We start from the raw sequence: 19,343 nt of genomic DNA, 5'->3' as shown, positions 1-19,343 counted from the left end.
TCTTGCTCGAGCCGGGAAGGACAGTCCGCAGTGAAGTCACAATTCCATCTCAGCCTAGTCAACAGCCTGACTGATCACTAGCTGGGCACGGTGCAGGACGGCCGCCAAAGGCCGGACCCGGGACCATTCATCGCTTAATAAATGCCGTTCGCTGGCCGGGCCTGTGACAGCGCACACATCCGCTGCCGGGCAAGCATTAGTCTTGATCCCGGAACAGCTCTTTGCGGAAGTCCGTGACCAGCAGGTGCCCGGCGTCGTGCAGGCGGCGGAGCCGTGACCGGTGGCAGATCTCCGCCCAGCAAAGATCGATGAATGATGAGGTTCACATGTCCCAGGACACTTCAAGCTCCACGACCACCGCTTCCGCAGGTTCCGGACAGGGCGGCCAGCAGGGCGATGCCTTTGAAAACCTGCTTCACGAGACCCGGGCATTTCCGCCATCTCCTGAGTTCGCCGCTGACGCCGTAGTCACCGCCGGCGAGTATGAAGACGCTGCCACAGACCGTCCCGCCTTCTGGGGCAGGCAGGCCCGGGAGCTGTTGACCTGGAGCAAGGACTTCGATGCGGCGCTTGACTGGTCCAACCCGCCATTCGCCAAGTGGTTCGTCGGCGGGGAAGTCAACGCCGCGTACAACGCGCTGGACCGGCATGTGGAGGCCGGCCGCGGTGACCGGGTGGCCATCTACTTCGAGGGCGAACCCGGGGATACCCGCACCTACACGTATGCGCAGCTGACCGAAGAGGTGAAGAAGGCCGCCAACGCCTTCGAGTCCCTCGGCGTGGCCAAGGGCGACCGGGTGGCGGTGTACCTGCCGATGATCCCGGAAGCCGTCATCACGTTGCTCGCGTGCGCCCGGATCGGCGCCGTGCATTCGGTGGTGTTCGGCGGCTTCTCCGCGGACGCTTTGCGCTCCAGGATTGAAGACGCCGAGGCCAAGCTCGTGGTCACTGCGGACGGCACATACCGCCGCGGCAAGCCCAGTGCCCTGAAGTCCGCCGTCGACGACGCCCTTGCCCATGACGGCCACAGCGTCCAGAACGTGGTGGTGGTCAAGCGCAACGGCCAGGACGTGGACTGGCACGAGGGCCGGGACCACTGGTGGGCCGACACCGTGGACGCAGCCTCCACCGAGCATGCAGCCGTGGGCCACGACTCGGAACACCCGCTGTTCATCCTCTACACCTCCGGCACCACCGGGAAACCCAAAGGCATCCTGCACACCACCGGCGGCTACCTCACCCAGACCGCGTACACGCACAAGGCGGTGTTCGACCTGCACCCGGAAACCGACGTGTACTGGTGCACGGCCGACGTCGGCTGGGTCACCGGCCACTCCTACGTCGCCTACGCCCCGCTCATCAACGGCGCCACCCAGGTGATGTACGAAGGCACCCCGGATTCCCCGCACCAGGGCCGCTGGTGGGAAATCGTGGAGAAGTACAAGGTCTCCATCCTCTACACCGCCCCCACCGCGATCCGGACGTTTATGAAGTGGGGCCGGGAAGTCCCGGACAAGTACGATCTCTCCTCCCTGCGCGTGCTCGGTTCCGTGGGCGAACCCATCAACCCCGAGGCCTGGATGTGGTACCGGAAGGTCATCGGCGGGGACCGGACCCCCATCGTGGACACCTGGTGGCAGACCGAGACCGGCGCCCAGATGATCGCCCCACTGCCGGGCGTCACCGCCGCGAAGCCCGGTTCGGCGCAGGTCCCGCTGCCGGGCATCGCCGTGGACGTGGTGGACGAGATGGGCCAATCAGTCCCCAACGGCCACGGCGGGTTCCTGGTGATCCGCGAACCCTGGCCGGCCATGCTCCGGGGCATCTGGGGTGACCCGGAACGGTTCAAGGACACCTACTGGTCCCGCTTCGAGAACATGTACTTCGCCGGGGACGGCGCCAAGAAGGACGAGGACGGCGACATCTGGCTCCTCGGCCGGGTGGACGACGTTATGAACATCTCCGGGCACCGGCTATCCACCACGGAAATCGAGTCCGCCCTGGTGTCCCACCCCGCCGTGGCGGAGGCCGCCGTCGTGGGTGCCACCGATGAAACCACAGGGCAGGCCGTCGTCGCGTTCGTGATCCTGCGCGGGGACGCCGCCGACAACGGCGACGACACCATCCAGGAACTCCGCAACCACGTGGGCAAGGAAATTGGCCCCATCGCGAAGCCGAAAAACATCCTGGTGGTCCCCGAACTGCCCAAGACGCGCTCCGGCAAGATCATGCGCCGCCTCCTCAAGGACGTCGCAGAAGGCCGCGACCCCGGCGACGCCACCACCCTCTCCGACCCGACCATCATGCAGCAGATCGCGCAGTCACTCAGGAAATAAGGGAACATCGGGTGACCGTCGGCAGAACGCGTGCCGCTCCTGGACGGGACCAACGCACAAGCTGATGCGTGGGGGTTATCCGGAAGCGTGCGTCAAAGCGAGGAACGAGCAGCACGCGGAGGATGACGCCCGCGCGTCAGCGTGGCAGGCACCTAGACTTGGAGCAGCCCTGCCCCCTGCCCCGAAGGATCGCCCCGATGCTCGCCGTCGCACGCCACCAGGCTATTTTGGACGCTCTCCAGCGGGAACGGGTGGTCCGGGTCTCGGACCTCGCGCAGCAACTGGGTGTCTCCCTCATGACGGTCCGCCGTGACATCGAAGTGCTGGAGGAGGGCGGCCGCCTGGAACGCATCCACGGCGGGGCAAAAATTCCGGGCGACACCAGCACCCACGAGCCCGGCTTCGACCTGAAGTCCACGCAGTTGACCGCCGAGAAGCGTGCCATCGCGGTGGAGGCGGCAAGCCTGGTCCATGAAGGCATGGCGGTAGGCCTCAGCGCCGGAACCACCACGTGGGCGCTGGCCCAGGAACTCACCAACGGACCCCGGATCACGGTGGTCACCAACTCGGTGCGCATCGCTGACCTGTTCCATCACGGCGCTTCCGCCGGTTCCGCCCGCTTCGCTTCCACGGTGATCCTGATTGGCGGCGAGCGCACGCCGTCGGACGCCCTGGTGGGTCCCATCGCCACTGGTGCCCTGAAGCAGCTGCACCTGGACGTGCTGTTCCTGGGGGTGCACGGCATGGATGCCGCCGCGGGATTCACCACGCCCAACCTGCTCGAGGCCGAGACGGACCGGGCCTTCGTGGCCGCCGCGCGCAAAACCGTGGTGCTGGCCGACCACACGAAATGGGGGCTGCTGGGCATCAGTTCCATCGCCTCATTGGAGGAAGTGGACGAGGTCATCAGCGATCCCGGCCTCGGCGCCGAGGCGCAGCGCATCCTCCAGGAGCGGGTGGGCCGGCTGCGGCTCGCGGAGCTTTAGCCCGAAGATTTCAGGGGCAGCCGCAGGATTGCCTGATGTGCAGGGTGGTATCGAAAATCCGGTGCCGGGGCTTCTCGCCGCGGCTGGCTCCCACCAGCGCTGCCACCGCGGCTTCCGCCATGCTTGCAACTGGCTGTTCAACAGTGGTCAGCGGAGGCCAGGAGTATTCGGACTCGGCGGAACCGTCAAAGGATGCCACCGCAATCTCGCCGGGGACGGCCAGCCCTGCCTCGTGGACAGCACGGAGCAGCCCGATCGCCTGCATGTCGGAGGTAGCGAAAATGGCCGTGGGCCGGTTGACCGATGCCAGCAACCTTTGCCCGGCCAGGTAACCGCCGGCCCGGGTGAATGTGCCGTACACAATCGGGCCTTCGGACAGGCCCGCTTCCTGCAAGGCCTCCCGCCAGCCCACCTCACGGCCGTCAGTGGTGCCGGAGACGCTCGTGCCCATGGCCAGGCCGATGTTTTTGTGTCCGTGGCCAATCAGGTGTTCCACCGCGATCCGGGCGCCGGCTGCGAGATCCACGCCGATGCTGTTGAACCCGGGCGCATCCCGTTCCTGGTTCAACAGGACCGAGGGGATGTCTGCCGTTTCCAGAACCTCCAGGTCTGGTTCAAAGAGAACACTGGCCAGCAGCACGCCGTCCACCTGCCTGGCGGCAAGGTTGCGGATATTCCGCCGTTCCTTGGCGAGGTTTCCGTCCGAGTTGCTCAAAACCAGGGCGTAGCCGAGGGCGGCGGCGGCGTCCTCCACCGCGTGGGAGAACAGGGAGAAGAAAGGGTTGGAAATATCCGGGACCACAAGCCCCAGCGTCTCACTGGAGCCCAGCTTGAGCGCACGGGCGGCCGCGTTGGGGCGGTAGCCCAGGACGCGGATAGCATCCTGGACCTTGGCTTCCGTGGCAGGAGCCACCTTCTTGGGCCCCCCGTTGACCACGTAGCTGACGACGGCGGTGCTGACGCCGGCATACCGCGCAACGTCCTTGCGGGTCACGGGTCCGCCTCGCGCGACCTGTACTGCCGGAGTAGTCATGCTGTCCATATTAAGTACTCGTACCCGGCGCATCGCCGAAGTCACGGATGGGAAGCCGCGCGCCGTTTTGCAGGGCGGACTGGTGGGCCACGATTCCCGGGAGGGTAAAGCGGGCGGCCACCCAGGCGTTCACGGGCGGAAGGGTGCCCTGGTTGACCGCCGTCACGAAGTCGTCCACCAGGAAGTGGTGGCTTCCTTCATGCCCGTTGGGTGCGCCGCGGAACTCGTCGGGTAGCCGCGCGGGGTCATGGACCGGTGCCAGGCCGGACACAAAGGCGTCCCTCAGTTCAGGTGCCACGTTGGCCAGTGACGGGTCGTCCAGGGGGATGCTGGGCCGTGTCTCCAGCTGCTCCGAGATGTCATGGACGTTCATCTTGTCCTGCCAGACTGTGACTTTCGCCAGTTGTTCGAAGCTGGCTTCGGTGCCAAAGAACCGGAACCGGGACTCCCGGATGTGAGAGGGGTACCCCACGCGGCGCATCTCGTTGGTACGCATGACGCCGCCGTCGTTCAGTTCAAAGAGCGCGGTGGCATTGGAGAAGTCATTGCCGAACATGCTGACGTCCTTGTCGAAGACGCCGTCATTGCGGTCATCCTTGACGCCGACGCAACTGACGCTCACCGCATGGGCGGGAACCGCACCCAGCACTCCGCCCACGGCGTGGGTAGGATACAGCATGGGCGGGTAGCTTGCAGTTTCCTTCCAGCGGTCACCTCCGCTGTACTGGTAAGCCTCGTAGAACCCCAGGTCCATGTCATGGACGTAGTCGCCCTCGGCGTAGAAGATCCGCCCGAATTTCCCGTCGGCGTGCTGCCGGCGGGCATACACCGTGGCGGGGTTGTAGTAGCTGGTCTCCCCCATCATGTACACCAGGCCGGTCTCCCGGACCGCCTCGATGATGCGGGCAATCTCCTCCTCTGAGATTGCCATGGGAACAGCTGAGTAGACGTGCTTTCCGGCCCGGAGGGCCTGCACCACGAGCGGACCGTGGGTCCACCGCTGGGTGAAGATGGCCACGGCATCGACGTCGGAGGCAAGGAGGTCTTCAAAACCCGCCTTCGAGCCGGCAAGGTGATAGCGGTCCACAGTTTCCGCTGCACGCTCCGGCAGTTCATCCACCACGTGCACAGCACTGACGCCGGGGTGGAGATTAAAGAGGTGGGCGAACTGGCTGCCGAACTGGCCTGCTCCTACTACGCCTATTGAAAACGTCATTGTCTGCCTTCCCTGGTCAGCGACGGGGCGCCGGGCAAGCGCTGTCCCTCAAAAGGCCAGTGTGGCAGGCTGATCTACTCGAGTCAACAGTTCAGGTGAGGAGATGAAGGCGGCGGGACAGACGCAGGAAATAATCTTGCCACCCCCAATCTACTCGTGTAGATTGACTCGCAGTTGTTACCCCCATCACAGTCAGGAAAGGGTCGAAGATGACCACCCTTGCCAAACACTCAAGATCTGTTTCGCCAACACCGGACTCCGCGAAGCCGCGCGGTGGCATCCGCCGGCTGGGCGACCTCAAGATCGCGCTGCTCTTCATCGCCCCGGCCATGATCGGGTTCATCGTTTTCTACGTTGTTCCAACCATCCGCGGCGTGTACCTGAGCTTCACGGAGTACAACATCCTGGGCGACCCGGAATGGATCGGCCTGGATAACTACACGGCGATCGCCAAGGATCCGCTCTTCTGGAACTCCCTGGCAGTCACCGGGCAGTACGTTTTCCTCAACATCGTCCTCCAGACGGCACTGGCCCTGGGCCTGGCCCTGCTGATGCACAACATAGCCAAGTCCACGATCATTCGGGGTGCATTGCTCCTCCCCTACCTGATGTCCAACGTCATTGCCGCATTGCTGTGGTTCTGGATGCTGGACTATCAGATTGGTGTGGTGAACCAGTTCATCGAGTGGAGCGGGCTCTCCCGGGTGGCGTTCTTCGGCAGCGAGGCGTGGGCCATCCCCACCCAGGCCCTGATTAACACCTGGCGGCACATGGGCTACACCGCACTGCTGCTCTTCGCCGGTCTGCAGGCAATTCCGGGCCACGTCTACGAAGTGGCCAAACTGGACGGAGCCTCCGCGTTCCAAACCTTTCGGAAGATCACCATCCCGCTGCTGAGGCCGGTCCTCGTCCTGGTCCTCGTGGTGACGGTGATCGGTTCCTTCCAGGTCTTCGACACCGTTGCCGTGACCACCGCGGGCGGCCCGGTCAACGCCACCCGCGTGATCCAGTACTACATCTACCAGCGGGCCTTCACCGAGTCGGACTTCGGCTACGGATCGGCCATCGCCGTCATTCTCTTCCTCATCCTCGCCCTGGTGGCCTTCATCCAGATGAAGTTCCTCAAGGGCAACGAATCGGACCTGGACTAGGAGTCCCGCATGACCACCACCACCAGCCGCGCACCGCTGCCGGCCCCAGCCCGCCGCCGTCGTTCCTTCAATGCCCGCCGCGCCGGCGCGTGGGCCCTCCTGGTCCTCGCCATTGCGGTCTCCGTGCTCCCCTTCCTCTGGGTCCTGCGCACGGCGTTGTCCACCAATAATGCGCTCGCCACTAACGCAGCCAGCCTCCTGCCGGCGGAGTTCAGCTTCGGCGCCTTCAAACGGGTGTTTGGGCTGCAGTCACCGGCCGAAGCCCTGGCAGAGGGCGGATCCGGGGCCGACATCAATTTCTGGCTGTACCTGCGCAACTCGATCATCTTTTCCTCCATCACCACCGCGGGTGCCGTGTTCTTCAGCGCGATGGCCGCCTACGCCTTCGCCCGGCTGCGCTGGAAGGGCCGCAACGCGGTCTTCAGCCTGTTCCTGGGCACCATGCTGGTCCCGCCAATCTTCACGGCCCTGCCCAACTTTCTGCTGATCAAGAACCTGGACCTGCTCAACACGATGCTCGGCATGGTCCTCCCGTACATCTTTATGACCCCGTTCGCCATCTTCTTCCTGCGCCAGTTCTTCCTGAACATGTCCCGCGAAGTGGAGGAGGCTGCGATGCTCGACGGCGCCAAGCACCTGAGGATCTTTTTCCAGATTGTCCTGCCCAACGCCGCCGCCCCTATCGCCACCCTTGCGCTCCTCACCTTCATCGGCCAGTGGAATGAATACTTCTGGCCCCTGCTGGTGGGCTCTCAGGACGACGTCCGCGTCCTCCAGGTGGGGCTCGGCGTCTTCAAGTCCCAGTCCCCGCAGGGCGCCCCTGACTGGTCCGGCCTGATGGCAGCGACCCTCATCTCGGCCCTGCCTGTGCTGATCCTCTTCGCCGCCTTCGGCAAGAAGATCGTCAACTCCATCGGCTTCTCCGGCATCAAATAAGCATCCCCTCCACCCCTTTGCACTCCCCCTTTCATTCCCGAACGGAAAGTAGAACCATGAAGAAATCCCTCGGCGCCGTTGCCGTTGCCGCAGCTGTGGCACTCTCCCTCTCCGCCTGCAGCGGGTCCTCCTCTGAAGAAGCCGCCAAGGGCGAGATCAGCTACTGGCTCTGGGACGCCAACCAGCTGCCCGCCTACCAGCAGTGCGCTGACGACTTCAGCAAAGCCAACCCGGACATCACGGTCAAGATCACCCAGCGCGGCTGGGACGACTACTGGAGCACCCTCACCAACGGCTTCGTCGGCGGCACGGCCCCGGACGTCTTCACGAACCACCTGGGACGCTACGGCGAACTGGCCGAGAACAAGCAGCTGCTGGCCATCGACGAGGCCGTCGAGAAAGACAGCGTGGACCTGTCCGCCTACAACGAAGGCCTCGCCGACCTCTGGGTGGGCCAGGACGGCAAGCGCTACGGACTGCCCAAGGACTGGGACACGATCGGCCTGTTTTACAACAAGGCCATGCTCGCCAGTGCTGGCATCACTGAGGACCAGATGAAGAACCTCACCTGGAACCCCGAGGACGGCGGCAGCTACGAGCAGGTCATCGCGCACCTCACCGTGGACAAGAGCGGAAAGCGCGGCGACGAGCCCGGCTTCGACAAGAACAACGTGGATGTCTACGGCCTGGGCCTCAACGGCGGCGGCGACTCCTCCGGCCAGACCGAATGGAGCTACCTCACCAACACCACCGGCTGGTCCCACACGGACAAGAACCCGTGGGGCACCCAGTACAACTACAACGACCCCAAGTTCCAGGCGAGCATGGACTGGTTTGCCGGACTGGCCGAGAAGGGCTACATGCCCAAGCTTGAAACCACCGTCGGAGCAGCCATGGCAGACACGTTTGCAGCAGGAAAGTCGGCGATCAACGCCCACGGTTCGTGGATGATCGGCCAGTACACCGGCTACAAGGGCATCGAGGTGGGCATCGCTCCCACTCCCGCGGGTCCGGAAGGCGAGCGCGCCTCAATGTTCAACGGTTTGGCCGATTCCATCTGGGCGGGAACCGAGAAGAAGGACGCCTCCATCAAGTGGGTCGAATACCTCGCCTCCGCTGGCTGCCAGGACGTTGTGGCTTCCAAGGCCGTGGTCTTCCCCGCGCTCAAGGCGTCCTCGGACAAAGCCGCCGAAGCCTTCAAGGCCAAGGGCGTGGATGTCACCGCCTTCACCGAGCACGTCAAGAACAAGACCACGTTCCTGTACCCCATCACGGACAACACCGCCAAGGTCAAGGGCATCATGGAGCCCGCCATGGACGCTGTGGTCTCCGGCAAGGCACCGGCCAGCTCCCTCACGGCAGCCAACGAACAGGTCAACGCCCTCTTCAAGTAGGCCTTGCCCAAAGCGTGGCTGCGTTTGTGGTCGCAGCCACCGGTGGTGGATGCCGCCTCCTCCTCGCGGCGGCGGCATCCACCACCCCTTCCCCTCTGAGCCACCCGTACCGCGTCACCGGACGCACACAGTGAATATCGAAAGAGATTTTATGGACCCCCTCCACCTCCGTTCCGCCGGCACCAGCCTGGTGATCAGCTTCAGCAGCGGAGAGGCCGAGATCATTCATTGGGGCGCGGACCTCGGCAGCACCCTGCCGGACCTCGCCATCCTCGGTGAGCCGATCCCGCACTCCGCCATCGACGCCACCGTTCCCGCCGGCCTCCTGCCGCAGGCGTCTTCCAGCTGGCGCGGCCGTCCCGGCCTCCGCGGCCACCGCATCGCCGACGGCGTCTCCGGCCTCGACTTCTCCCCCCGCCTCCGGACGGTGGCAGCACGCAGGGAGGGCAACACTGCGGTCATCGAACAGGCTGACCCCGACGCCGGAATCGCTGTCGACTCAACACTGACGCTTCACGATGGCGGCCTGCTGGAGCTGCGGCACACCGTCACCAACAGCGGCACCACCCCCTACCAGCTGGACGAACTGGCGACGGTCCTCCCGGTGGCGCCGGACGCCGTCGAACTCCTCGACCTGACCGGCCGCTGGTGCCGGGAAAACCACCCGCAGCGCCGCGCCATCCAGCAGGGCACCTGGGTACGGACCGGCCGGCACGGTCGCACCGGGCACGATTCATCCATCGTTCTCGCCGCCGGCACCCCCGGCTTCGGCAACCGGCGCGGCAAGGTCTGGGCCACGCACCTGGCCTGGAGCGGCAACCACGAGCAGTTCACGGACACCCTCGGCGACGGCCGCACCATGATCGGCGGGTCCGAACTCCTGGGGCCGGCCGAAGTCATCCTCGAGCCGCAGGGGACGTACACCACCCCTGCCCTGTTTGCCGCCTATTCGGACCGCGGCCTGGACGGCATCAGCGAAGCCTTCTACAACTGGTTCCGGTCGCGCCCGCACCACGTGCTCCCCGCCGCCGGCGGCGGCAAGCCGCGCCCCGTGGTGCTCAACACCTGGGAAGCGGTCTATTTCGACCACAACCTTGACACGCTGATCGAGCTGGCCGACTCGGCCGCAGAGCTCGGCGTGGAACGCTTTGTCCTCGACGACGGCTGGTTCCGCGGACGCCGTGACGACCATGCCGGCCTCGGCGACTGGTACGTGGACGAGTCCCTCTGGCCGAGCGGGCTTACTCCGCTGATCTCCGCCGTCACCTCGCGCGGCATGGAATTCGGACTGTGGGTGGAGCCGGAAATGGTCAACCTCGACTCGGACATTGCCCGGGCACACCCCGACTGGATTGTGGGTCCGGCCGCCGTGTCCCACAAGGACGGCGGCCGCCTGCCGCTGGAGTGGCGGAACCAGCACATCATCGACCTCGTCAACCCCGAAGCGTGGCAGTACATCTTCGGCCGCATTGACGCCCTGCTGAGCGAAAACAACATCAGCTACCTCAAGTGGGACCAGAACCGGGACCTGTTGGAGCACGGCCACGGCGGCCGATTTTCGGTGCACGAGCAGACCCTGGCCGCCTACCGGCTGTTTGACGAGCTCAGGAAGGCCCACCCCGGCGTCGAGATTGAAAGCTGCTCCTCCGGGGGCGCCCGCGTGGACCTCGGAATCCTGGAACGGACGGACCGGATCTGGGCCTCTGACTGCAACGACGCGCTGGAGCGGCAGACCATCCAGCGCTGGACCGGGCTGGTGGTCCCGCCGGAGCTGGTGGGCGGGCACATCGGCCCCACCACCTCACACACCACCGCCCGCACGCATGATCTGTCCTTCCGGGCCATTACCGCCCTCTTCGGGCACTTCGGCATGGAGTGGGACGTCCGCGAGGTCCAGGGCGCCGAACGGGAGCAGCTCAAACGCTTCATCGGGCTCTACAAGGAACACCGGGATCTCATTCACAGCGGTCGGATGGTCCGTGCCGACGTTCCGGATGAGTCGCTGATGCTGCACGGGGCGGTGTCTGCCGGGTCCCCAGAGGCAGGTACGACGGCGGCGCTGTTCGCCCTGGTCAGCACGCGCACCACGTCCGCCGAGCAGCCGGGCAGGGTCAGCATCCCTGGCCTGGAACCGGACCGGACCTACCGGGTGGAGGCCCTCTCCCCCGCCCCGGGCGACACCGACTACGCCCACACCTTCACGCAGGTCCAGCCGCCGGCCTGGCTCGCGGACGGTGCAGTGGCCAACGGCCGCTTCCTGGCCGAGGTGGGCCTGCCGATGCCCATCCTCAACCCGGAGCACGCGCTGCTGCTGCGCTTTACGGCACTGTAGTCGTAACCAACGCGGGGTCACATAACGCCTGTTCGGAACCCCCGAACGGGCATTATGTGACCCCGCGTTGCTGCGTTCATTATGGGTGGCAAGGGCCGTAAGAATGCGCGCCGGCCCTTGGAAGGCATTAGATTTGCACGCATGACCGAACCCTCTTCATCCATCAGCCGCGGAACCATCCTGGTGATCAATGGACCCAACCTGAACCTGCTGGGCACCCGCGAACCGGAAAAGTACGGCACGTCCACCCTGGCTGATGTGGAGGAACTGGCCGCCCGGACAGCAGAGGCGCACGGCTTCGCGGCAGAGTGTGTCCAGTCGAACCACGAGGGCGTCCTCCTGGACACCATCCACGCGGCCCGCGGCTCCGCCGTCGGCATTGTCCTGAACGCCGGCGCCTTTACCCACACTTCTGTTGCCCTGCGCGATGCCCTGGCCGCTGTGCAGCTGCCGGCGGTGGAAGTGCACATCACCAACGTGCACCAGCGCGAGGAATTCCGGCACCACTCATTCCTGTCGCCGGTCTGCTCTGCGGTGATCGTCGGCGCAGGGGTTTTTGGCTACAAGCTGGCTATCGACTACCTGGCTGAAGTCCTCTAAGAGCTATTTCTGGATGCACTGCCCCGAGGACACAGGTGCGCTCAGTGCTGGCGCCTGTGCTGCCACCGGGTTGAGATCGTCCATGGTGATGGCGAATCCCATGTCGGCGTCCGACGTCGCCTTGGCAAAAACCACTCCCGCCACCTGCCCCTCGGTGGTCAGCAGTGGGCCGCCGGAGTTCCCGGGCTGGACGTCTCCTGCCAGCCGGTAGATCTCTTCAGGCGAGGGGTTGGCGCCGTAGATGTCCGGCACCAGCACCGTGGTGATGTCCTGGACGGTGGCCGGCCGGGACTGGAAGGGGCCGCCGTGCGGATAGCCTGCGAACGCGGCCGGGCTGCCGTTGGGCAGGTCTGCGCTCAGGGGCAGCGGTTGGGCCGGCAGGTCGTCAACCGCCAGCACCGCGAGGTCATGCCGGGTGTCGAAGTAGACGACGCGCCCGGGCATCGCACCGCCGTCGGGCATTTCCACGACGGGTTGCGACACGCCCGCCACCACGTGCGCATTGGTTACCACCCGGTCCTCGGAAACAACGAAGCCGGTGCCGGTCTGGTTCTGGCCGCACTGGTAAGCGGTGCCGGCGATTCTCAGGACGGACTCGGCGGCCCTGTTCAGGGCCGGGGTATCGGTGCTCGCGTTCGGGACGGGCACCGCCGGGCCCTGGTCCAGTCCCTCAATAAGGGTGGGTATCCCGTTGCCGATGACGGTTGAGCGCAACTGCGCCATGGTGGCTTTTACCGGGTCCGGGGTCAGGCCGTCGATGAACCGGATGACCCGGGATTCGGCCAGTTGCTTGGACACAAAAGGGACGCCAAGGGAGCTGACGCTGAAGGCCAGCATGGACATGACCAGCGCGGAGACCACAACGTTGACGGCGCCGCCCACCAGCCGGTCCACGGCCCGGAGGGGCCGGATCCGCACCGCGCCGCGGACGGTCCGGCCAATCATTGTGCCCAGGCCATGCCCCAGCACCACCAGCGCGACGGCGGCGGCAATGATGGCGGTCAGCCTCCACCCGGAGTCTTCGACAAAGCCGCTCACGAGGGGGACCGCAAAGAAGGCTGCCACGGCTCCGGCGGCAAATCCTGCAATACCGCCGGCAGTCACAAGGAAGCCGTTGCGCAGGCCGTAGACCAAGTAGGACAGCAGCGCCAGGATCAGGACCAGGTCCAGGACAGTCAAGCCGACCACTAAGGCTCCTTATAAGCAGTTGTAACCTCATTCTAGTGGCGTAGCCTGACAATCTTCTGTGGGTTCACTTCGCCTCCGGAGCCCGCCGCCCGGGCGTTTTGGCTGCCAAGTTCGTCACAGAACCTTGAAAATTCTGAAACAATGGCACAAGCGCCACAGCCGACACTTTTATTCAGGAGATTTTATGGACATCGAGGTACTGCGCCGAGCACCACTTTTCGCCACGCTCGACGACGACGCATTCCGTCTGCTGACGGACGAGCTCACCGAGGTGGACCTTTCCCGCGGTGCTTCGGTTTTCCGGGAGGGCGACCAGGGCGACCAGCTCTACTTCATCGTCTCGGGCAAGGTGAAGCTTGGACGCACCTCCCCCGACGGCCGGGAATCCCTCCTTGCCATCCTCGGCCCGGGTGAACTCTTTGGTGAGATGGCCCTGTTTGATCCCAGCCCCCGCACCGCCACCGCCACCGCGGTGTCCGAAACCCGCCTGGCCGGGCTGAAGAACGAAAGCCTGAACAGCCTGCTGCGCACGCGCCCGGAGGTCTCCGCACAGCTTCTGCAGGCCCTGGCCCGCCGGCTGCGCCGCACCAACGATTCCCTGTCGGACCTGGTGTTCTCTGATGTTCCCGGCCGCGTTGCCAAGGCGCTCCTGGACCTGGCAGACCGCTTCGGCCGGCCTGCTACGGACGGCGTCCTGGTGGCGCACGAGCTCACCCAGGAAGAACTGGCCCAGCTTGTCGGCGCTTCGCGCGAGACCGTCAACAAGGCGCTCGCGGAATTCGTCCAGCGCGGCTGGCTGCGTCTGGAAGCCCGCGCCGTCGTCATCCTGGACATGCAGCGCCTCCGCCAGCGCTCCCGCTAGTCCCCACAGCACAAAGGCCGCCCCAAGGGGCGGCCTTTTGCGTGTCCTGCTGGGCTCACACCGTCCATCACTTAAAGCCGGGAACCGGCAGAAAGTGAGAGGGGGTGTTAGGACGGGCTCAACCATCGGGCCGGCGGTAAAATTAAGCCCAGAGGTGTATGGCGATGACCGTGGCTTTGGCTGTTGTGCTGATCCTGTTGGGGCTGGCTTCCCTTGCCGCGATAGTCGGCACGGTGGTCCTGGTGATCAAGGACGGCCGGGGGCAGATTCCACTGGAACCGCCGGTCAGGCCGTGGACCGCAGGAAGCCTTCCGAGCCGCCCGTACTCAACGCTCCGCCGTATTTAGCGTTCGCGCTGGGGATCCCCCGCGGTGGTCTTTGCTGCTTCGACTTCGAGCAGCAGCTTGCCGTCTTCTTCCACGAGCCGCGGCTGGTACACGTGGGCCTTGCGTTTGTAGCTGAGGTAGGCAATGCACCCGTTAGCCGCCGCCATCTTTTCAAGCATGATCTCGGACCCGGGCACCAGGAGCCCGCCGAGGGTGCGGCCCACGGTGTTTTCCTGGCCCACCTCGTCACCGAGGTCAGTGGTGTCACGTCCGGCGATGATGCTGGCCGCGTTCACCCACCTGCCCCACACACCCTTGCCGTCCAGCAGTGTGGGCTGCTGGTTCAGGGGCACGGTGGCGGCGAAGTAGCGGGTGTCGAACCTGCGGTGTGCGAAGTCCGGGCTGCGCCAGTTGACGAGGGACTTCAACAGGTCGGTACGGACGGACAACCCGCGCTTGGCCAGGACCTCCGGAAAGGTCTTTTCCTGCTCGGCAACGGCAAGGCGGGCCCGCATGTACTCCGGTGTGGAGGTGGCCTCGACGGTGCTCGCCATGTCAGCACCGGCAAGCAGCACGCCGGTTTCCTCGAAGAGCTCGCGAATGGCGCCCAGCACGTGGCGGCGCGCGAGCCCGACGTCGTCAGTTCCCATTTGCTCGGCCCAATGCTGTGGTGAGGGGCCCAGCCAGCCGACGGGGTCGTCGTCGGCTGCGTCCAGGGAGCCGCCGGGGAACGCGAGGACCCCCAGCGGCGAGGAGCCGGGACGGTAACCCAGCCAGGTTTCCAGGCCGGTGGGGGAATCACGCAGCAGGACTACGGATGAAGCGAGCCGCGCGGCCCGCGGAGTCCGTTCGCCGTGTTCGAGCCAGCTCTGCGCTGCCCCTTCAAGGTCCTGAGGGAGTGCAAACAAGCGGCGGGCGAGCTGAGGCAAAGGAAGCGACCGGTCCTAGCTGAATTCGGCGATCAGTTCGACTTCTACCGGAGAGTCGAGCGGCAGTACGGAAACGCCGACGGCGGAACGTGCGTGCTGGCCTGCGTCGCCGAGGACGCGGCCCAGCAGTTCCGACGCACCGTTGATGACGCCGGGCTGTCCGGTGAAGGAGGGGTCGGAGGAGACGAACCCCACAACTTTGACGATGCGGGTGATGCGGTCCAGGTCCCCGATGACGCTCTTAACTGCTGCCAGGGCGTTGACGGCGCAGATTGCGGCAAACCGTTGTGCGTCTTCCGGGGAAACCGTGGCCTCGTCCGCGAAACCTCCGGTACCGGCGGAAACCTTGCCTGTGGCTTCGAGCTTGCCGTTGACGAAGGGCAGCTGGCCGGAGGTATACACGTGGCTGCCGGAGATCACTGCCGGCACGTAAGAGGCTACCGGCGCGGAAACCTCGGGAAGTGTGATTCCCAACTCCGTGAGCCGCTGCTCAACCGCCGAGACGGGGGCAGCAGACGTGCCGGACTGGGCTTCTGCAGAGGCGCTCATGCTACTGCTTCTCCCTCTTCAGGTAGGCAACCAGACCGTTTCCGTCCGGTCCGGGGACTACCTGGACTAGCTCCCAGCCGTCGTCTCCCCACTGGTCCAGTATCTGCTTTGTGGCGTGAATAATGAGCGGAATCGTGGCGTACTCCCATTTGGTCATGAGAGAAAGACTAGTCCTTGCCGGTAAAGTGGAAAACATGGCTCCTCGTAAGAACCCATTATTCGACACTGCCACCACCCTAGGAAAGATTCTGGTTTTCCTTGGCGTGAGTGCTATTTGCGGTGTCCTGGTAGCGGGCCTGCTGGTGCCCGCGGCGGCCGTTTCCGGCAGCGCAGCCAGCGGTTCTATCGACTTTTTCGATACCCTTCCGGCGGAGCTGAAGGTTGATCCGCCCAACCAAACCACCCGGATCCTGGCCGCGGACGGCAGCGAGATCGCCAGCGTCTACACCGAGAACCGGACCAAGGTTGCCCTGGACCAGATTTCGCCCTTCGTTAAGGAAGCTGTCATCGCCGTCGAGGACAGCCGTTTTTATGACCACGGCGGTGTGGACACCACTGGTATCCTCCGTGCAGTGGTCAGCACCGCACGCGGAAACAGGCAAGGCGCCTCCACCATCACGCAGCAGTACGTGAACAACGTCCTTAACTCCAACCTCGCCGCCGAGGGCCGGGACGAGGACATCAAGCTCAATGGCGTCAACAAGGGTGTGGGCGACAAACTTCGTGAAATGAAGCTGGCCATCGCCCTGGAGAAGGAGTTCAGCAAGGAGCAGATCCTTGAGGGCTACCTGAACATCGTCTTCTTCAACCGCGACGCGTACGGCATCGAAGCCGCGTCCCGTTTCTTCTTCAGCACCACCGCCAAGGACCTGACCCTCCCCCAGGGTGCTCTGCTGGCCGGACTGGTCAACAGCCCCTCGGCGTTTGATCCCATCAACAACCCGGAGAACGCCAAGCAGCGCCGGGACCTGGTGCTGGGCCTGATGCTGAGCCAGGGCAAGATCACCCAGGCTGACCACGACGCCGCCGTAGCCACTCCCGTGGAAACCACAGTGACGCAGCCCAAGCAGGGTTGTGCCTATGCTTCCACCGCCCCGTATTTCTGTGATTACATCCTCCACCTGCTGGAGAACAACCCGGCCTACGGCGCGGAACTTGATGAGCGGAAGCGCCTCATCTACGGCGGCGGCCTGACCATCACCACAACACTTGACCCGAAGGCTCAGGCTGCTGCCCAGGAACAGGTCAACGCTTCCGCCGGCGCCAACCCGGACAAGTGGGGCGCGGCCATGGTTTCCGTTCAGCCCAACTCCGGCAAGATCGTCTCGATGGCGCAGAACACCACCTTCCTGCCGGCCGAAGGGTCCTTCGACTCGCAGGTGAACTTCAACGTGGACAAGCTGGACAAGGACGGAAACGACCTCAACGGCCTGGGCGGTGCCCAGCCCGGATCCACCATGAAGCCGTTCACGTTCGCGGAGTGGCTGAACGAGGGCAAGTCCATGAACACCGTGGTCAATGCCGCCCAGCGCCGCTACCCGCTGAACTTCCCGTGGCGCAACACCTGCGGACAGGTCACCGGCGCCTACAACACGGCCCAGAAGGCCCTCGGCGCTGCCGACGACCTGCAGAATGCCGAACCCCAGTGGTACCGGCCCCTGTCCGTCCTCGAGGGGCTCTACAACTCCATCAACACCGTCACCTTCGCTTCCGCCTCACAGCTGGACTTCTGTGGAATCCAGAAGATCGTGGACGCAACGGGACTCCACGGCGGGCTTCCTGCTGACGGGGACCCGAACCCGAAGATCAACATGTCCACGCTGGGCAACCTGCTGGGTTCCACTCAGACCGCCCCGCTGACCATGGCCAGCGCCTTCGCCACCTTCGCGAACGACGGAAAGTACTGCGAGCCGATGGCCATCACGTCGGTCACTGACCAAACCGGTGCGCAGCTGCCCGCACAGTCCACCAGCTGCCGGGATGCGGTGAAGCCCGAGGTTGCCCGCGGTGTGAACTACGCCCTGCAGGAAGTCCTCAACCGTGGATCCGGTTCGTTGATCCAGCCTCGGATCTCCACCCGCACCAGCTTCCCGATTGGTGCCAAGACCGGTACGTCCAACAACAACGGCTCCACCTGGGTTGTCGGCCACACCACGGGCCTTGCCACCGCTGCCTGGTTCGGTGACGCCCTGGGCGCCCAGGACCGTTCCGGCCAGAACATCACCGTCAACGGAAAGTTCTACCAGGGCATTGATGGCTACATGATCGCCGGGCCCATGTTCTCCAGGTTCATGTCCCAGATCGCGCCGGCTTACGGCACCGCCCCGTTCCCCGCACCGCCCAGCAACCTGCTGAACGGTGGCGGCGGGACCTCGACGCGGACTCCCGCAACCACTGCCCCGCAGTCCACGCAGGCGCCGGCAGCCCCGCAGCCCGCCCCCGCCCCGAGCAACAACGGGAACGGGAACGGCAATGGAAACGGAAACAATGACGATTAGCCCGATGATCTCCACCAGTGCATTGGCCAGCCGCGCCCGGACCATCGGGCGCGGCTTTGCCGTCACCGCAGGAGCCGGCACCGTGGCAGGCGCGGCCGCCTTCGGCTATGGCCTGTGGGAAAAGAACCAGTTTGTCCTCCGCGAGGAAACGCTCGATATCCTCCCACCGGGGCAGGCCCCGTTCCGGATCCTCCACCTGAGCGACATCCACTTCGTCCCCGGGCAACAGAAGAAGGCCGCCTGGCTGGAATCCCTGGCTGGCCTTGAGCCCGATCTGGTGGTCAACACCGGAGACAACCTCAGCCACGCCAAGGCGGTGGACCCGCTGCTGCAGGCCCTCCGCCCCCTTCTGGAGTTTCCCGGCGTGTTTGTCCCCGGCTCCAACGACTACTTCGCCCCCAGCCTGAAGAACCCGGCCTCCTACCTGTTGGGGCCGTCCAAGGCCAAACCAAAACCCACCGCGCTGGACTGGCCGCGGCTTCGCTCCGGCTTCGGCATGGGTGGCTGGGTTGATCTGACCAACCGGCACCAGTCCGTGGTCCTGAAGGGTATTCGCTTCGACTTCTCCGGCGTTGACGATCCGCACCTGAACCGGGAACGCTACGCGGGCTGGCCCCGCGGCACTGTCAACCAGAACGCCACCCCCCACCTCAAGGTCGCCGTTATCCACGCGCCCTACCAGCGCGTGCTGGACCACTTCACCGAGGACGGCGCGCACCTCCTCCTCGCCGGCCACACGCACGGCGGCCAGCTGTGCATCCCCGGATACGGCGCCCTGGTGTCCAACTGCGACCTCCCCACGTGGCGGGCTAAAGGGCTCAACGACTGGCAGAGCAATGGAAGTACGACGCCGGTAAACGTCTCAGGCGGCATCGGCACCTCCCGTTTCGCCCCGGTCCGCATCGCGTGCAAACCGGAAGCTGTCCTGCTCACCCTCACCTCGCCCAACTAACCCTGTTGACCTATCAGTTTCGGTTCCCAAACAGTGCTGTTGGCAACCAGAACTG

At 65.0% G+C, this 19,343-nt stretch carries 17 protein-coding genes; 11 read left to right on the top strand and 6 right to left on the bottom strand.

Annotation, left to right across the window (positions count from 1 at the left end):
* Positions 1-326 precede the first annotated feature (326 nt).
* Together acs and ACFVYC_RS12670 are read left to right on the top strand one after the other, a co-directional pair.
* Positions 327-2,336, top strand: coding sequence for an acetate--CoA ligase (acs, locus tag ACFVYC_RS12675; protein WP_387550334.1), 2,010 nt, complete (start codon positions 327-329; stop codon positions 2,334-2,336).
* A 197-nt stretch (positions 2,337-2,533) separates the two neighbouring features.
* On the top strand, positions 2,534-3,322 hold the full coding sequence (locus ACFVYC_RS12670) for a DeoR/GlpR family DNA-binding transcription regulator (RefSeq protein ID WP_387550333.1): 789 nt from the start codon (positions 2,534-2,536) through the stop codon (positions 3,320-3,322).
* A 10-nt stretch (positions 3,323-3,332) separates the two neighbouring features.
* On the opposite strand, the gene ACFVYC_RS12665 is transcribed toward ACFVYC_RS12670, so the two are convergent.
* Complete coding sequence (locus ACFVYC_RS12665) at positions 3,333-4,355, bottom strand: LacI family DNA-binding transcriptional regulator (protein WP_387550332.1); 1,023 nt, start codon at positions 4,353-4,355, stop codon at positions 3,333-3,335.
* Between the two features lie 10 nt (positions 4,356-4,365).
* On the bottom strand, positions 4,366-5,571 hold the full coding sequence (locus ACFVYC_RS12660) for a Gfo/Idh/MocA family protein (protein ID WP_387550330.1): 1,206 nt from the start codon (positions 5,569-5,571) through the stop codon (positions 4,366-4,368).
* Positions 5,572-5,780: 209 nt separating this feature from the next.
* On the opposite strand from ACFVYC_RS12660, the gene ACFVYC_RS12655 reads away from it, so the two are divergent.
* From ACFVYC_RS12655 to aroQ, 5 genes are all read left to right on the top strand, one after another.
* Positions 5,781-6,722, top strand: coding sequence for a carbohydrate ABC transporter permease (locus tag ACFVYC_RS12655; protein ID WP_387550328.1), 942 nt, complete (start codon positions 5,781-5,783; stop codon positions 6,720-6,722).
* Positions 6,723-6,731: 9 nt separating this feature from the next.
* A complete protein-coding gene (locus ACFVYC_RS12650; RefSeq protein ID WP_387550327.1) occupies positions 6,732-7,658 on the top strand; it encodes a carbohydrate ABC transporter permease in 927 nt (308 codons plus the stop codon).
* A 56-nt stretch (positions 7,659-7,714) separates the two neighbouring features.
* Entirely contained in the window at positions 7,715-9,052 is a 1,338-nt protein-coding gene (locus ACFVYC_RS12645) for an ABC transporter substrate-binding protein (protein WP_387550325.1), read from the top strand.
* A 151-nt stretch (positions 9,053-9,203) separates the two neighbouring features.
* Positions 9,204-11,384: an alpha-galactosidase gene (locus tag ACFVYC_RS12640; RefSeq protein WP_387550323.1), complete on the top strand. Its 2,181-nt coding sequence runs from the start codon at positions 9,204-9,206 to the stop codon at positions 11,382-11,384.
* Between the two features lie 141 nt (positions 11,385-11,525).
* Entirely contained in the window at positions 11,526-11,984 is a 459-nt protein-coding gene (gene aroQ, locus ACFVYC_RS12635; RefSeq protein WP_387550321.1) for a type II 3-dehydroquinate dehydratase, read from the top strand.
* Between the two features lie 3 nt (positions 11,985-11,987).
* Here aroQ and ACFVYC_RS12630 read toward each other — a convergent pair whose 3' ends face one another.
* Positions 11,988-13,172 (bottom strand): MarP family serine protease, encoded by a 1,185-nt coding sequence (locus tag ACFVYC_RS12630; RefSeq protein ID WP_387550319.1) that lies wholly within the window; start codon positions 13,170-13,172, stop codon positions 11,988-11,990.
* A 184-nt stretch (positions 13,173-13,356) separates the two neighbouring features.
* Here ACFVYC_RS12630 and ACFVYC_RS12625 point away from each other — a divergent pair, with 184 nt between their 5' ends.
* Positions 13,357-14,034, top strand: coding sequence for a Crp/Fnr family transcriptional regulator (locus tag ACFVYC_RS12625; protein ID WP_003797871.1), 678 nt, complete (start codon positions 13,357-13,359; stop codon positions 14,032-14,034).
* Between the two features lie 164 nt (positions 14,035-14,198).
* Positions 14,199-14,381 (top strand): hypothetical protein, encoded by a 183-nt coding sequence (locus ACFVYC_RS12620; protein ID WP_387550317.1) that lies wholly within the window; start codon positions 14,199-14,201, stop codon positions 14,379-14,381.
* Here the strand turns inward: ACFVYC_RS12620 and ACFVYC_RS12615 are convergent.
* The 3 genes from ACFVYC_RS12615 to ACFVYC_RS12605 are packed head-to-tail and all read right to left on the bottom strand — an operon-like array spanning position 14,378 to position 15,995.
* The gene (locus ACFVYC_RS12615; protein ID WP_387550315.1) at positions 14,378-15,289 is read right to left on the bottom strand and encodes an NUDIX hydrolase; all 912 of its coding nucleotides are present in this window, start codon (positions 15,287-15,289) and stop codon (positions 14,378-14,380) included. The two genes, ACFVYC_RS12620 and ACFVYC_RS12615, sit on opposite strands and share 4 nt — an antisense overlap.
* Before the next feature lie 15 nt (positions 15,290-15,304).
* A complete protein-coding gene (locus ACFVYC_RS12610; RefSeq protein ID WP_387550314.1) occupies positions 15,305-15,838 on the bottom strand; it encodes a RidA family protein in 534 nt (177 codons plus the stop codon).
* 1 nt (position 15,839) lies between these two features.
* Positions 15,840-15,995: a DUF4177 domain-containing protein gene (locus ACFVYC_RS12605; protein WP_003797879.1), complete on the bottom strand. Its 156-nt coding sequence runs from the start codon at positions 15,993-15,995 to the stop codon at positions 15,840-15,842.
* Between the two features lie 37 nt (positions 15,996-16,032).
* Between ACFVYC_RS12605 and ACFVYC_RS12600 the strand changes: the two genes are divergently transcribed.
* Positions 16,033-18,336, top strand: coding sequence for a transglycosylase domain-containing protein (locus ACFVYC_RS12600; RefSeq protein WP_387550312.1), 2,304 nt, complete (start codon positions 16,033-16,035; stop codon positions 18,334-18,336).
* Complete coding sequence (locus tag ACFVYC_RS12595; protein WP_387550310.1) at positions 18,326-19,288, top strand: metallophosphoesterase; 963 nt, start codon at positions 18,326-18,328, stop codon at positions 19,286-19,288. The genes ACFVYC_RS12600 and ACFVYC_RS12595 overlap by 11 nt, the downstream gene beginning before the upstream one ends.
* The last annotated feature ends 55 nt before the right edge of the window (positions 19,289-19,343 follow it).

The sequence above is a fragment of the Pseudarthrobacter sp. NPDC058329 genome (genome assembly GCF_042879835.1).
Lineage (GTDB): Bacteria > Actinomycetota > Actinomycetes > Actinomycetales > Micrococcaceae > Arthrobacter.
This window is presented reverse-complemented; position numbering and strand designations above follow the sequence as displayed.

Bases quoted from the DNA above. Each gene is read 5' to 3' on its own strand.
- ACFVYC_RS12595 (WP_387550310.1), top strand. From the start codon at position 18,326: ATGACGATTAGCCCGATGATCTCCACCAGTGCATTGGCCAGCCGCGCC.
- ACFVYC_RS12600 (WP_387550312.1), top strand. From the start codon at position 16,033: ATGGCTCCTCGTAAGAACCCATTATTCGACACTGCCACCACCCTAGGA.
- ACFVYC_RS12640 (WP_387550323.1), top strand. From the start codon at position 9,204: ATGGACCCCCTCCACCTCCGTTCCGCCGGCACCAGCCTGGTGATCAGC.
- aroQ (WP_387550321.1), top strand. From the start codon at position 11,526: ATGACCGAACCCTCTTCATCCATCAGCCGCGGAACCATCCTGGTGATC.
- ACFVYC_RS12625 (WP_003797871.1), top strand. From the start codon at position 13,357: ATGGACATCGAGGTACTGCGCCGAGCACCACTTTTCGCCACGCTCGAC.
- ACFVYC_RS12605 (WP_003797879.1), bottom strand. From the start codon at position 15,995: ATGACCAAATGGGAGTACGCCACGATTCCGCTCATTATTCACGCCACA.
- ACFVYC_RS12650 (WP_387550327.1), top strand. From the start codon at position 6,732: ATGACCACCACCACCAGCCGCGCACCGCTGCCGGCCCCAGCCCGCCGC.
- ACFVYC_RS12665 (WP_387550332.1), bottom strand. From the start codon at position 4,355: ATGACTACTCCGGCAGTACAGGTCGCGCGAGGCGGACCCGTGACCCGC.
- ACFVYC_RS12670 (WP_387550333.1), top strand. From the start codon at position 2,534: ATGCTCGCCGTCGCACGCCACCAGGCTATTTTGGACGCTCTCCAGCGG.
- ACFVYC_RS12660 (WP_387550330.1), bottom strand. From the start codon at position 5,571: ATGACGTTTTCAATAGGCGTAGTAGGAGCAGGCCAGTTCGGCAGCCAG.
- ACFVYC_RS12620 (WP_387550317.1), top strand. From the start codon at position 14,199: ATGACCGTGGCTTTGGCTGTTGTGCTGATCCTGTTGGGGCTGGCTTCC.
- ACFVYC_RS12610 (WP_387550314.1), bottom strand. From the start codon at position 15,838: ATGAGCGCCTCTGCAGAAGCCCAGTCCGGCACGTCTGCTGCCCCCGTC.
- acs (WP_387550334.1), top strand. From the start codon at position 327: ATGTCCCAGGACACTTCAAGCTCCACGACCACCGCTTCCGCAGGTTCC.
- ACFVYC_RS12645 (WP_387550325.1), top strand. From the start codon at position 7,715: ATGAAGAAATCCCTCGGCGCCGTTGCCGTTGCCGCAGCTGTGGCACTC.
- ACFVYC_RS12655 (WP_387550328.1), top strand. From the start codon at position 5,781: ATGACCACCCTTGCCAAACACTCAAGATCTGTTTCGCCAACACCGGAC.